This is a genomic window from Pseudomonas sp. GM50, assembly GCF_000282375.1.
GTDB lineage: Bacteria > Pseudomonadota > Gammaproteobacteria > Pseudomonadales > Pseudomonadaceae > Aquipseudomonas.
Genome location: NZ_AKJK01000102.1, coordinates 1 through 13,566 on the forward strand (window position 1 = coordinate 1; position 13,566 = coordinate 13,566).

The 13,566-nt window shown below is 61.0% G+C and carries 13 protein-coding genes and 1 pseudogene; 3 read left to right on the forward strand and 11 right to left on the reverse strand.

Features of this window, described 5'->3' with window-relative positions; genetic code table 11:
- From PMI30_RS32220 to PMI30_RS06265, 7 genes and pseudogenes are all read right to left on the reverse strand, one after another.
- Positions 1–139: pseudogene (locus PMI30_RS32220) on the reverse strand (DUF6124 family protein); the annotation flags it as partial.
- 508 nt (positions 140–647) lie between these two features.
- A complete protein-coding gene (locus tag PMI30_RS06290; protein WP_032835989.1) occupies positions 648–1,397 on the reverse strand; it encodes an AraC family transcriptional regulator in 750 nt (249 codons plus the stop codon).
- A gap of 71 nt (positions 1,398–1,468) precedes the next feature.
- On the reverse strand, positions 1,469–2,725 hold the full coding sequence (locus tag PMI30_RS06285; RefSeq protein WP_032836010.1) for an NAD(P)/FAD-dependent oxidoreductase: 1,257 nt from the start codon (positions 2,723–2,725) through the stop codon (positions 1,469–1,471).
- Complete coding sequence (locus PMI30_RS06280) at positions 2,722–2,958, reverse strand: (2Fe-2S)-binding protein (RefSeq protein ID WP_008013049.1); 237 nt, start codon at positions 2,956–2,958, stop codon at positions 2,722–2,724. The genes PMI30_RS06285 and PMI30_RS06280 overlap by 4 nt, the downstream gene beginning before the upstream one ends.
- Positions 2,951–4,066, reverse strand: a complete 1,116-nt coding sequence (locus PMI30_RS06275; protein WP_008013050.1) for an NAD(P)/FAD-dependent oxidoreductase — start codon at positions 4,064–4,066, stop codon at positions 2,951–2,953. The genes PMI30_RS06280 and PMI30_RS06275 overlap by 8 nt, the downstream gene beginning before the upstream one ends.
- Positions 4,063–4,995 (reverse strand): 4-hydroxyproline epimerase, encoded by a 933-nt coding sequence (locus tag PMI30_RS06270; RefSeq protein ID WP_008013051.1) that lies wholly within the window; start codon positions 4,993–4,995, stop codon positions 4,063–4,065. The genes PMI30_RS06275 and PMI30_RS06270 overlap by 4 nt, the downstream gene beginning before the upstream one ends.
- 113 nt (positions 4,996–5,108) lie before the next feature.
- The gene (locus PMI30_RS06265; protein ID WP_008013052.1) at positions 5,109–5,780 is read right to left on the reverse strand and encodes a GntR family transcriptional regulator; all 672 of its coding nucleotides are present in this window, start codon (positions 5,778–5,780) and stop codon (positions 5,109–5,111) included.
- Between the two features lie 362 nt (positions 5,781–6,142).
- Between PMI30_RS06265 and PMI30_RS06260 the strand changes: the two genes are divergently transcribed.
- Entirely contained in the window at positions 6,143–7,819 is a 1,677-nt protein-coding gene (locus PMI30_RS06260; protein WP_008013053.1) for an MFS transporter, read from the forward strand.
- A 45-nt stretch (positions 7,820–7,864) separates the two neighbouring features.
- On the opposite strand, the gene PMI30_RS06255 is transcribed toward PMI30_RS06260, so the two are convergent.
- Positions 7,865–8,866, reverse strand: a complete 1,002-nt coding sequence (locus PMI30_RS06255) for an AraC family transcriptional regulator (RefSeq protein WP_008013055.1) — start codon at positions 8,864–8,866, stop codon at positions 7,865–7,867.
- Between the two features lie 250 nt (positions 8,867–9,116).
- On the opposite strand from PMI30_RS06255, the gene PMI30_RS06250 reads away from it, so the two are divergent.
- Positions 9,117–9,872 carry an EAL domain-containing protein gene (locus PMI30_RS06250; protein ID WP_008013057.1) on the forward strand — a complete coding sequence of 252 codons (756 nt, stop codon included), beginning with the start codon at positions 9,117–9,119 and terminating at the stop codon, positions 9,870–9,872.
- 3 nt (positions 9,873–9,875) lie between these two features.
- Here PMI30_RS06250 and PMI30_RS06245 read toward each other — a convergent pair whose 3' ends face one another.
- From PMI30_RS06245 to PMI30_RS06235, 3 genes are all read right to left on the reverse strand, one after another.
- Positions 9,876–10,403 carry a cytochrome b/b6 domain-containing protein gene (locus tag PMI30_RS06245; protein WP_008013059.1) on the reverse strand — a complete coding sequence of 176 codons (528 nt, stop codon included), beginning with the start codon at positions 10,401–10,403 and terminating at the stop codon, positions 9,876–9,878.
- A 7-nt stretch (positions 10,404–10,410) separates the two neighbouring features.
- Positions 10,411–10,674 carry a PepSY domain-containing protein gene (locus tag PMI30_RS06240; RefSeq protein WP_007900892.1) on the reverse strand — a complete coding sequence of 88 codons (264 nt, stop codon included), beginning with the start codon at positions 10,672–10,674 and terminating at the stop codon, positions 10,411–10,413.
- Between the two features lie 187 nt (positions 10,675–10,861).
- Complete coding sequence (locus PMI30_RS06235) at positions 10,862–12,985, reverse strand: TonB-dependent receptor (protein ID WP_032835995.1); 2,124 nt, start codon at positions 12,983–12,985, stop codon at positions 10,862–10,864.
- 183 nt (positions 12,986–13,168) lie between these two features.
- On the opposite strand from PMI30_RS06235, the gene PMI30_RS06230 reads away from it, so the two are divergent.
- On the forward strand, positions 13,169–13,531 hold the full coding sequence (locus tag PMI30_RS06230) for a metalloregulator ArsR/SmtB family transcription factor (protein ID WP_008013064.1): 363 nt from the start codon (positions 13,169–13,171) through the stop codon (positions 13,529–13,531).
- Positions 13,532–13,566 lie beyond the last annotated feature (35 nt).

Genomic DNA, 13,566 nt, shown 5'->3' on the forward strand with positions numbered 1-13,566 from the left:
GCTTGGTGTCTTTGGGGATGGGGGGCTTGAGGTAATGGTCGAGGGCGCGGTCGGCGGCTTCGTTGAGTTTTTTGGAATCGAGGGATTCGTAGGGGGATGTTGGGTCGGTTTCAGGTGGGTTGGGTGTAGGTTTGAACATAGATGAAACTCCAAATCAGAAAAGAGGAGCCATCACCCTCGCTACCAAACGAAGGGGTGGTGGCCATACGAAGGTTGGTAGACCGGTGACTTGGAAAACCGGCGCGCCCGAAGGCGCCCTGCGCATGGCCACCATAAACGCAGGCCGAAAAGGCTCCGCATCAGGTGCGCTATGCACGCAAGTCAAACCGGGCTACCAAACCCGATCGCTGTTTTTCAGCGACAGGCAAACGATAGAGCCCGGCCCTTTGGCGCACAAGCCGGCGGATTCTGGCGTAGTCGTAGGCAATGGCGCAAGGATGTGTAGCCTGGGTGAGTGTCTGGAAGTGTCATTTAAACAGTGCTTGTTTAGCGGTCTGACACCGAGCCTTGTGGTGGCTGTACCGGCCTCATCGCGAGCAGGCTCGCTCCCACATTGGATCTGCAGCGTTCGCAGAAAATGGATTCACTGCAAATCCCCTGTGGGAGCGAGCCTGCTCGCGATGAGGCCAGAAAGAACACCACATTCCTTAGCGCTGATTATCGCGATACTGACTCGGTGACAAGCTGGTCAACGCGCGAAACTGTCGGCTGAAGGCACTGTGGTCGGTGTAGCCGCAGCGCAGGGCGATTTCGGTGATTGGCAGGTCGGTGTGCAGTAACAGCCGCGAACCTTCTTCCAGGCGCGCCTTGTGAATCATCTGCCGTGGGGTGAGCTGGAACACCCGTTTGCAGTGACGCTCCAGTTGCGCCACGGAATAGCCGGCGATGGCGGTCAGTTCGGCGAGGCTGATGGCGCGGGCGAAGTGGCTGCGGATGTGCGCATCCACGGCGGCGAGTTTCTGGAAGGCGGGATGGTTGGATTGGGGTGATTGCAGGTCGCGGGAGATCCCGGCCAGGCCAACGATGTGACCCTGTTCATCGTGCAAGGCGAGTTTGTGGGTCAGGCACCAGATCGGCTGGTTGCCGTAATACAGGTGCAGCTCCAGTTGGTCGGCCAGTTCGCGGCCGCTGGACAATACCCGTCGATCCTGTTCGGTGTACAGCGGGCCGAAGCGTTCCGGGAAGACCATTTCGGCGGTGAGCCCCAGCAGCTCCTCGCGATGTTTGAAACCGCAACGCCGGGCCAAAGTCTGGTTGACGAAGGCGTAGCGGGCTTCGCTGTCCTTGATGAAAAACACCACGTCCGACAGGGTATCGAGCAGCGGCGCGATCGGCTGCAGACTGTTGAGCAGCGTTGGCAGGTCGCAGGGTTTGAAGGTGCTGAGCGAGGGATACATGGCGCTGGGGTCTGATGGCGACCCCGGGATCATAGAGGCTCGACAGCGTGGCCGAAACCCCCGAGGGAGTTTCAGGCTGGCGGGGTGTCGTCCAGGCACATCAAGGTCTCGATTCGCGCCGGGCTGAAGGGTGGGCGGGGTGCCACGGGTTGCCAGCCAAACAGATGCTGCACCGCGCCGCCACACACCCGGCCCTGACAGGCACCCATGCCGCAGCGACTGGCCAGCTTGGCTTCGCGCCAGTCAGTGTGCCCGGCCAATGCGGCGTAAGGCACGTCTTCGCAGCGGCAGACCAGGGTGTCGGGCTGGGCCAGGGACTTGAGTGACGGGGCGAGGGCGAATGCCTGATTCAGTGCCTTGGCGAAACCCTGCCAGCGTGCCCGGCGTGGCCACAATTGGCGGGCCGCTTCAAGGTCACCGACCGCCGCGTGGCCAGCAATTGCACCTTCGACCAACGCCAGTTCACTGCCACCAAACCCGGTGCATTCGCCTGCCGCATAATGATCGGCGCGGCTGCTGGCCTGCCAGGCGTTCACCGCCAACGCCTGACCTTCGATGGCATAACCCAGTGCCTGGCCCAATTGAATGTTCGGGATCAAGCCGAAACCACAGGCCAGCCGATCACATTCCAGTTCGACGATTTTGCCTTGCTGTTGCAGGCGCACGCCTTCCAATCGGTCAGTGCCAAGGGCGGCCAACACATGAGTCGCGGTGCGGTAATGGCGGTCGAACAAGCTGAACGACTGCAACCATTTGGCGGGCCAGCGGGGCAGTTGCGCGGCGAAACCGGCGACGGCAATGCGCGAGGCTTGCTCGGCGATGCGTTGTACCTGGGCGCCATGCTTTTTTGCGGTGGCGGCACTCGCCAGTAATAGCGGGCCGCTACCGGCGATCACCACGCGCTCACCCTGCACCGGCACACCCGCCTTGACCAGCGCTTGCAAGCCACCGGCCCCGGTCACGCCAGGCAATGTCCAGCCGGGGAAGGGCAGCAGCAACTCGCGGGCGCCGGTGCACAGAATCAGTTTGTCGTAGCTGATCAACCAGCCGTCGTCATCATCTTCGACCAACAGTTGTTTCGCACCGGGACTGGCGATCACCCGGGTGCCGGCGTGATGGCGGATGTTGCTGCAAGATTGCAAACGCTCACGCAGGCGATGGGCCTGATCGGGCACGTTGGCTTGAGGGCCGTCACGCCAGATTTGTCCGCCCGGCAGCGGATTGTCGTCGAGCATGACGATGCGTGCGCCGCTGGGCGCAGCGGCGAGGGCGGCGGCCATGCCAGCGGGGCCGGCACCGATGATCAGCAGATCGGCGTATTCGTTCATGAGCATGTCTGCACCTGCATGCCGTCTCGGCACAAAGTCTGGCAGGCCAGGCGTCGCCGGCCGTCGATGGTCACCCGGCATTCCTGGCAGATGCCCATGCCGCACAGTGGAGCGCGGCGCTGACCACTGACCGACGTGCGCGTGCAGCCGTCGCTACCCAACGCCAGGGCAGCGGCGACGCTGGTGCCCTCGGCCACCTTCAAGGCGCGGCCGTCCAGCAGCAATTCAGGCATAGGCAGGTTCTCCGAGAAAACGCTGGGGCAGATAGGGTTGTGCAGCCAGTGGCGGGGTTTCGTCGAACAGTTGCGCGACCAGTAAGTCGGCGGTGGCGGGGGCCGTGGTGACGCCCAACCCTTCATGACCGACCGCCAGCCATAAACCCTGGCGCTGTGGGTGTTGGCCAACCAGCGGCAGGCCGTCGGGGCTGGCGGCGCGAAAGCCGGTCCAGGCGCGGATGCCGTTGAGTCGGGCCAGCCCCGGCATGTACTCGGCTGCACGCTTGAGCATTTTCGCCAGCATCCAGCCTTCGACCTGCGGGTCGGTGGTGCCGAATTGGCGCGAGGCACCGATGAACAATTGCCCGGTGGGGCGCGGCTGAATGTTGCAGGCGGTCGACGGCCCGGTGGCGTTGTGGGCGCTGGTGACGTAACCCAGTTCGACCAAGGTGTGGGTGACGGTGCGGGGGTAGCGGTCGGTAATCAGCAGGTGACCTTTTTTCGGCTCGATGGGTAACTCCGGGCACAGTTCGTTGGCCTGAATACCGTTGGCCAACACCACCGCTTCGGCGCTCAACCAGTGGCCGTCATCGAGGCATACGCGGTTGCCATCGACTGCGCTGACCCGCGCCCGGCGTTGACGAATGTTCGGCGTGTCGAGCATCCAGTTGGCTGTCGCCGGCGCATAAAGAATGCCGTCGCCATTGATCAACAAACCGCCTTCCAGACCCTCGCGCAGTTCCGGTTCACGCTGGCGCAAGGCACTGGCGCTGATCAATTCGCACGCCACGCCCTGGGCTTGCAGGTTCAGGTATTTGCCATGGGCGACCGCCATTTCCTCGGCGTTGGCCGCCAGCCACAGCGTGCCGTTGTTGCGATAGGCGCAGCCGTCGGGCAGGTCCGGTGCCAGCTCGCGCCAGCGTTGCAGGGAATATTGACTCAGGGCCAGTTCGGCCGGGTTGTCGTCGAGCACCAGCAGGTGGCCCATGCCCGCCGCCGTCGCACCGTGCAGGCCGGCGTCCAGCACCAGTACTTGCAAACCACGACGGGCCAGCGCCTGGGCGCAGGCTGCACCGATGATGCCGGCGCCGATCACGATCACATCGGCCACAAGGCCCTCGTTCATGGACGAATGCCCCAGGCGAACGGGTCATCCTGTTCGATGATCAAACTGGCTTCGGCGCTGATAAAAGCGCGGCCGCGAATGGTCGGCACAACGCGCTCGCCCTGCCATTCGTAAGAGCCTTCGAACTCGCTGCCGATGACACTGGCCTGGCGCCAGATCTGCCCCGGTTGCAACTTGTCGTCTGCCGCCAGGCACGCCAGTTTGGCACTGGTGCCGGTGCCGCACGGTGAGCGGTCATAGGCCTTGCCGGGGCAGAGGACAAAGTTGCGGCTGTCGGCGTGATCGTCATCGCTGAACAGCTCGACATGGTCGATCAGCCCGCCGTCTTCGCCACGAATACCCTGGGCCTCCAGTGCCTGCTGCACGGCGTAGGTGTAAGCGGTCAGCGCGTCGAGGTTATCGCCGGCCACCCGCAGGCCATGCTCGGCGATCAGGAAAAACCAGTTGCCGCCCCAGGCTATATCGCCGACCACCTGACCGACATCTGGCACCTGCAACACCAGCGCCTTGCGGTAACGGTAGGCCGGCACATTGCGCACACTCACTGAATGATCTTCGTGCAGGGTCGCCTGCACCGTACCCACCGGCGTCTCGATGCGATGCACGCCGGGGCTGATCTTGCCCAGATGCGCCAACGACGCCACCAGGCCGATAGTGCCGTGGCCGCACATGCCCAGGTAACCGGTGTTGTTGAAGAAAATCACCCCGGCACAGGCACTCGGGTCCACAGGCGTGCAGAGCAAGGCACCCACCAGCACGTCGCTGCCACGGGGTTCGAGCACACAAGCGGCGCGCCATTGATCGTGATGTTCGGCGAGCAGCTTGCGGCGTTCGGCCATGCTGCCGGTGCCCAGGTCAGGGAAGCCTGCGGTCACCAGGCGGGTCGGTTCGCCGCCGGTGTGGGAGTCGATCACGGTGATGCGTTTCATGGGAGGGCCACGTCCGTTCAGATGAGTGAACGAAAGAGTGGCCTGTGCAGCGGGGTGTCGGCTTGATGGATTTATCCTGTGCCGATGACGAAATCAGCACAGCATTCTAGTGGTCAGTGCGTGTGCGGCAGATGCTCGAACAGGGTCTTGCAGACCCCGGCAATGTGCTCGTCCAGCAGCTTCACCGCCAGATCCACATCCCCGGCACGACAGGCTTTGATGATCTCACGGTGCTCGTGATCAGCCCGTTCCTTGCCGGCCGACAGGCTCATCTGCATGCGCAGGTAGCGCTCCAGCTTGTCGTTGACCGAACGAATCAGGCTGACCAGAAACGGCCGTTGCGCCGGCTCGTAAAGGCAGGCGTGCAGCTCCCAATTGAGCTCGGCCCAGCGACCCACGTCGTCCTCGCCGATGAATTCCTGACAGATACGCTCGGCACGGGCGAAGGTTTCTTCGGTCATGTTGGGAATGGCCAGGCGCAGTATTTTGTCCTCCAGCAACATCCGCACTTCGAACATCTGCGCCAGTTCGGCATCGGAAACCCGCGTGACCATCGCCCCGCGATTGCGCTGGAACATCACCAGCCCTTCGGCCTCCAGCCGCTTGAGGGCCTCGCGCACCGGAATTTTGCTGACGTTGAACTGGCGGGCAATGTCGTCCTGGCGAATCGGCTCATCTTCGGCGAAATGCCCGGCGACGATCGCGTCCCGCAGATGACGGGTGATGATTTCCGAGGTCGATGGTGTATTGCCAAGGTCGGGAGCGTTGAGTTTGGGTAGGTTCACGGCAGCGGTCGTTTGGAGTGAGATGGCGATAGGGTATACGAAATTCTTTCGCAGCGAAGTTCCAGGCGATGGCCGCCCCGAAGAATAGGCATCAGCGGGCGCCACCCAGACGCTTTGCGTGGGATTTCACGGGCCTGAATTGTCATTCGGCAGCGCGTCGGCCCGAGTCTGGGCGGGATGGCCGAGTGGATATCTGCGCGAAGCCGATTATGCTTCAAGAAACCTTGCAGCGATGCGAGGCCGTCAGCCTGTTTGCATGCTTTGCGCAATCCGTAATCCGATGACATAGCCCTAGGGCCTGGGTGCGGTAAAAAGAGAGTGAGGTACTCCGGCCTACAACAAGAGCAAGACGGAGAAGACTCATGGCCGCAATCGACAACACATCCACGGGCAGCGCGCCCCACCACGGGATCACCAAGGAGGAGCGCAAGGTCATTTTCGCCTCGTCCCTGGGCACCGTGTTCGAGTGGTACGACTTCTACCTTTACGGCTCCCTCGCCGCGATCATCGCCAAGCACTTCTTCGCCGGCGTCAATGAGACAACGTCCTTCATCTTCGCGCTGCTCGCGTTCGCCGCCGGCTTCGCTGTACGGCCCTTCGGCGCCATTGTGTTCGGCCGACTGGGCGACATGATCGGGCGCAAACACACGTTCCTCATCACCATTGTCATCATGGGTGTCTCCACCGCCGTAGTGGGCTTCCTGCCCGGCTATGCGACCATCGGCGTGGCGGCACCGGTCATCCTGATCACCCTGCGCCTGTTGCAAGGCCTGGCCCTGGGCGGTGAGTACGGCGGCGCGGCGACCTATGTGGCCGAACATGCACCCAAAGGCAAGCGCGGCTACTTCACCTCGTGGATCCAGACCACCGCGACCCTTGGCCTGTTCCTTTCGCTGCTGGTGATCCTCGCCTGCCGCACGATTCTCGGCACCGAAGCCTTCGAGGCCTGGGGCTGGCGGATTCCGTTCCTGCTGTCGATCCTGCTGCTGATCGTCTCGGTGTACATCCGCTTGCAACTCAGCGAGTCACCGGTGTTCTTGAAGATGAAGGAAGAAGGCAAGTCCTCCAAGGCGCCGCTGACCGAATCCTTCGCCCGCTGGGAAAACCTCAAGATAGTGATCATGGCGTTGCTTGGCGGTACCGCCGGCCAGGCGGTGGTCTGGTACACCGGGCAGTTCTATGCGCTGTTCTTCCTGCTGCAGACGCTGAAGATCGACCCGCAGACCGCCAACTTTCTGATTGCCGGCTCGCTGCTGATCGGCACGCCGTTCTTCATCGTATTCGGTAGCCTGTCCGACCGCATCGGCCGCAAAGGGATCATCATGGCCGGCTGCATTATCGCGGCGCTGACCTACTTCCCGATTTTCCATGCGTTGACCCAATACGGTAACCCCGACGTGTTCGCCGCGCAGGAGAAGAACCCGGTCACGGTGATCGCCGATCAGAGCAAGTGCTCGTTCCAGTTCGACCCGGTGGGCAAGGCCAAATTCACCAGCTCCTGCGACCTTGCCAAGACCGTGCTGGCGAAGAAAGCCATACCCTACAAGAACGAGAAGGCTGAGCCTGGCGCCATCGCGCAGGTCCGTATCGGCGACAAGGTGATCCAGAGCTTCGAGGGCACCGGCATGCCGGCCGCCGACTTCAAGGCTCGCAACGATGCCTTCGTCGCTACCCTCGGCACCGGCCTCAAGGACGCCGGTTACCCCGAGAAGGCCGACCCGGCCAAGACCAACTATCCGATGGTGCTGCTGCTCCTGACCATCCTGGTGATCTACGTCACCATGGTCTACGGCCCGATCGCCGCCTGGCTGGTGGAACTCTTCCCGGCGCGCATTCGCTACACCTCGATGTCGCTGCCGTACCACATCGGCAACGGCTGGTTTGGCGGCTTTCTGCCCACGGTGGCATTCGCCATGGTCGCGGCCACGGGGGATATCTACTACGGGTTGTGGTACCCGATCGTCATCGCCGTGATGACGGCCATTCTTGGCACGTTCTTCCTGCCGGAAACCAAGGATCGGGAAATACATCACACCTAGGGTTGGTCCCGCCCTCTCCCGCAAGGGGGAGGGCAATGCGCGGTATCAGGACTCTTCGCGATAGCGCCCCGGGGTCATGCCGAACCAGCGCATGCAGGCTTTATGAAAGCTGCTCTGATCGCGAAAACCCAGCAACGCGCCAATGTACTTAACGCTGCGCACCGAGTTGCGCAGGAAGTTGTGTGCGAGCATCAGCCGCGCCTCATCCTGCAGCGCGGAGAAGTGCATGTCTTCATTGCTCAGGCGTCGTTGCAGGCTGCGCGCGCTAACCCCGACCACCTGGGCGATTTTGTCCAGGTCGCTGGGCACGCCTTGGGCCAGACGTTCGGACAGCACCCGTCGGACCCGCGCGGTCATCGAGTCATTGAGCAACAGGTTCAAGCGCGTGCGAGCGTATTCGACATGCAGGACATCCAATGCTGGATCGGCGGTGGGCAATGCAATCGAGCAGTCGTCGAGGCTGAACGTCAGGCTGTTGTACGGTGCGTCGAACAACAGATTGCTGCCCAGCAAACGTTCCAGCCGGGAGGTGTCCGCGGGTTCGGGGTAGGTAAAGCTCGCCGCCTGGGGTTGGGGTTTGTGCTTGGGCAGCAGCCAGTGGACCAGCCCCAGCGTTTGCGCGGCACCAGCATCGATGAAGGGGCGGGGCGTCAGTGACGGTTCCATGCTGATGTCGAAGCCGATCAGTCTCAGCGCCTGGGGTTTGCGTTCCAGGCACATGCAGAAGCCGTTGCTGATCAATGAGTGATAGTCCACCAGGCGTTGCAGAGCGGTGCCCAGAGTGGCGCAGGACATCACGGCATAACCGAGCACCTCCAGATTGGCCGGGTGCGCCCGGGTATAGGCCAGCAGGCCGATATCTGGATTGCCGGTACGCTTTACCGCTTCTTCCATCACCTTATAGACCAGCTCCAGCCCGACACCTTTGGGGTTTGCAAAGACCTCCTCGCTGCTGTCGAACTGCTTGAGCAAGGCTTCCACGTTTGCACCTCCGTCGGTCAAGACATCGGCAAGCACCCGAAAACTGGCGCTGGTCATTCTGTGCATAGTTCATCCTGAAGTGGTAGCTAAGTGATATCGCGCGAGCCGGCGCATGATCGCAATAAACAAATCACCACAGTCGATTAACGGGACGACCACGTTTCCAAGGACAAACGAAAGGTATCCGGGAACACTTCCTGACGGCGAAAGGCGGGGCGATTATGGCCGGCAGTCAACCCTTGCAGTCGCAGGAGCGCCCGTTCGGCGTAGTCACACTCAGCCGGCGACAAGCCGCTGCTTTGTCCACGGATGTGTCATGCACAGAGTTAGAAACTTTTACAGTGAGTTGGCTCTCGGCCGATTGGTCCTGGCGTTCCAGCCGGTGGTTTGGTTACCCGACAGCAGTCGGGTGCTGTATCAGGAGGGGTTGCTGCGGCATATCGATGCGCTGGGGAAAGGGGTCTATCCCTTTGCGATGCTGGAGAAACATCAACTGATGCGCGAGCTTGACCGCAGCGTGGTGCATAGCGTGATCGACAGCTTGCTGCTGGATGAACACCTGCGATTGGGCTGCAACATCTCCGCGCAAAGCGCCATCGTCGACCACTACTGGCAGGAGATCATCGCGCATTTGCGTGACGCCCCTTCGGTGGCCGCGCGACTGGTTATTGAAATCACCGAAAGCGCCACGCCGCCCAGCACTTTGGCGGCAATTGAATTCGTCCTGTGCTTGCGCGAACTGGGCTGCCGGGTGGCCATCGACGACTTTGGCGCGGGGCTGGGTACCCTGGAATTCATTCGCCAGACCCGGCCGGACATCGTCAAGATCGACCAGGGTTACATCCAGCGTGCACGCCTGGAGACCAACAACGCCCAGACTCTTGGCCATTTGGTGCAGTTGTGCAAGACCCTGGCGCCGTGCGTGATCATTGAAGGGATTGAGTCCGAAGCCGACCGGGCGCTTGCCACCGCCTGCGGCAGCGAGTGGGGGCAAGGTTACTTATTCGGGCGCCCGCAGATTGATGCGTTGGGTGCGCGGTGCCTGCTGCAACCGATGGGTAAGAGTGCTTGAGACCTAGCGCTTGCGACGATGGCCAGTGATCATCGACAGCGGCAGGTTTTCACGCAAGCGGACGCTTTCCACCAGCGCGGCGACGATATGCACGCAAACCAACGCAAGCAGCGCATTGGCCATAAACTCGTGGACATCACGTAGCCAGTCCTCGCCCCAGAAATAGTCCACTTCTTCCATCAAAAAACCGCTGATACCCAGGCCGGTCATCAACAGCAGCATGAGGACCATCACCAGTGCACCGATGGGAGAGTGCCCCATGCGGTGATAGCCCTTGCCGGAAAACAGCGCCCGGCCATGCTGGGCGACCCGCGTCGGGGTCGGCCAGAAGTCTGCCCAACGCGCCGCTGGCGGGCCGATGAATCCCCACACCACGCGCACCAGCACGACAGCCACGGCGTAATAGCCGAGCCAGCGATGCCAGCCGTCTCCTTCCTCATTGAGGAAGTAGTCGCTGATGAAGACAACCGCCAGGGACCAATGACAAACGCGTACGAGAGGGTCCCAGAGGCGCAGGGTTTCAGCTTTCACAGGGGGCCTATTCGATTTCTTCTTTCACGACCTTGCCGGTGACCGGGTCAAAGTAGATTTCGACTTTGCGCTTGTCTTTGTCCCAGCCGTAGATCTCGTAGCAATTGCCGCTCGTGACTTTGAACTTCTTGATGTTGTAGCCCTTGGCCTTGAGATCTTCCTGAAACTTGGCCTGGTCCTGCCATTGGGCCTTGTCGGCTGTGGTGCATTGAGTCCCGGCGAAAGCCAAGGGGGAGGCGGCAAGAAGGGAGAGCAACAGAAGTTTACGCATGGGTTTTCCTCGACATATTGTTGTTGTCTGACAACGCGAGAGATTCTCATCACTCTCCGCGCGCTGAAGGTTAGTTGAGCTTTGAATCGTTGTCACGATGTTGCGGGCTGCGAACAAACGCACAGGCGTTTGAACCGCTGTAGGAGCTTAACTGACCGGCATTGCGGTGTTGGATCCAGGTTTTCACTCAGAACCGGTAGTTGGTGCTCAGCTCCAGAGTCCGTGGCGCTCCGGGAGTGATCAGGTCCACCGAGCCATGGGCCGAGGCGTAATAGTCCTTGTCGAAGACGTTGCGCAAGCGCAGCGCCATGTCCCATTTCGGCAAGTTGTAGAGCAACGCCGCGTCCACGGTGGTGTAGGCGGGCATGACCACCTGGTTGTCCAGGGCGGTGTAACGGTCATCGACATAGTTCGCCCCCATGCCCACGCGCCAGGTATTGGTCAGCGAACGCACCAGCCAGAGGTTGGCACTGTGACGCGGGGTCAAGGTTGGTGTCTGGCCTTCGTTGGCAACGCCGTTGGTTCGGCTGTTGGACTTGGTAATCTCGGCGTCCAGATAGGCATAGCCGGCATAGACCTGCCACTTGTCACTCAACTGCCCGGTGGCGGTCAGTTCGAGACCGTCGGTGCGCTGCTCGCCAGACAGGACCAGCTTGGTCGGGTTCGCCGGATCGGTCGTTTTCATGTTGGTGCGTTCCAGACGGAACAGCGCCGCCGTCAACGCCAGGCGATTGTCGAGCAGGTCCCACTTGCCACCGATCTCGAAGTTGGTGGTTTGCTCCGGCTCAAGGTCCTGGTTGCTAGTGCTCAGGGCGAAGACTTCGGAGGAGGGTTGATAAGAACGACTCACCGAAATGTAGTAGGACTGAACCTGATCAGGCTGATAGACCAGGCCTGCGCGCGGGCTCCAGGTGTTGTCGGTTCGGGACATTGAGGCTCGCGTCAGGTCATCCGAATATTGCTGGTCGAACACGTCATAGCGCACCCCCAGCAAAGCTTTCCAGTGCGGGGTCAGTTCAATCAGATCCTGGACGTAGAAACCGGCCGTGTCCTGGGTAGTGGTGCCCTTGGCGGTTTGTCGGTTGGCCTGGAACGGTACGTCGACCAAACCATCGCGGTACACCGGAACCCGCGCCACGTTGTTCTGACTGAAGACAGATTGATCCTTGACCTGACGCCCCAGCTCCACGCCATAAAGCAGGTTGTGGTTCATCCCCGCGAGCGTGGCCTGTTGCTTCAGTTCGGTCTGGTTGAACCAGCCGTCTTCCTTGCGCTGCACGTTGCCGCGATTGAGTTTTACCAGCAGTTCGCCGTTGGGGGCGGTGACGAAACGTGTCGGGCTGGAATCGGCGAGTGTGTTGTTGCGATCCAGATCGTAGTGGTAATAGCGGCTGGTGTTGCTCAGGGTGAAGTCGTCGTTGATGCGGTAGTCGACGCCGGCCGTGAACGAGAACACTTCGCTGCGGGTGTAATCGTCATCCGGGTCGGCGGCACCGAAGCGCTTGTCCCGATCGACATCGACCGGGCGATCGCCCCGCGCGGGAATGCCGAAGTCGATCAAGCGTTTGTCATAGAGGTAAGTCGCCCCCAGGTTCAGCTCAAGATCGTCGGAGAGCTTGAAGTAGGCCGAAGGCGCAATGGCCTTGCGATCGATATAGCCGTCATCGCGAAAGGTGTCGCTGTTCTCCAGCGCGCCGGTCACCCGGAAGGCCTTGTCGTTTTGCTGCTGATCGGCCCAGCCGGCGTCGAACTGCGTGCGCTTTTTACCCTCGCTGTCGAAGCTGACACCCACTTCCTGCTTGGGGGTGAAGTTGGGTTTCTTGCTGATGCTGTTGATCAGGCCACCGGATGAGCCACGGCCATAGAGCACCGCTGCCGGCCCCTTGATCACTTCCACGCGCTCGACGTTGGACAGATCGCGGAAGTACAGCGCGTCGTCACGAACGCCGTCGACGTACATGTCGCCGATGGCACTGAAGCCGCGAATGGTGACTTGGTCGCGCTGGCCATCGCCATTGGAAAGACCGATGCCGGGGACGTTCTTTAGCACGTCTTCCATCGACTGTGCGCCCTGATCCTTGATCACGCTCTGGGGGATCACGTTCACCGTTTGCGGAATATCCCGCAGCGGCGCATCGATCTTCAGCGCACTGCGGCTGTCGGTTGGCCTGTAGCTCTGCTCGCTGTAATCACTGGTGACAGCGGTTGCAGGAAGGGCTAATGCCGATTGGGTTTCTGCTTGCAAATCAGGTACTGCAAAAAGCCCCAGCAGTGAGAGAGAGGCCGGGTAAATGCGCGGTAAAGCCACCATGAGCTCCTTTTTTAGTTATTGCGCTAATGATAACGATTACCTTTTGTAAGTAAATAAATATCATTCACACACAGAGTCGATACATTTGCCGTTGACCCGTACATGCGGGAAAACATATATTCGGTAAAACGCATATGCCTGTATTCATTCGCACCGCGTGTACACCCAACGCAGAGAAACCCAATGGCTGACCACCTGACGCCGACCACTGTTTTCAAATGCCTGGCTGACGACAACCGGGTCCGCATGATGCTGCTCATCGCACGAGAGGGTGAGCTGTGCGTCTGCGAGCTGACCTGTGCGTTGAATGAGAGCCAGCCCAAAGTCTCCAGGCACCTGGCGCAATTGCGCACAGGCGGATTGCTCTCGGACCGTCGGCAGGGCCAATGGGTTTATTACCGCCTGCACCCCAATCTCCCGGGCTGGGTGCATCAGGTGCTGACCGTGGTGCTCGAAGCCAACCAGCACTGGCTGAGCCCTGATGCCAGACGTCTTGAAGAAATGGGTGACCGTCCTGAACGGGCAGCGGCTTGCTGCCCGGCTTGATGATTCCCAAAGCGCCACCCCTGACAACAGAAACA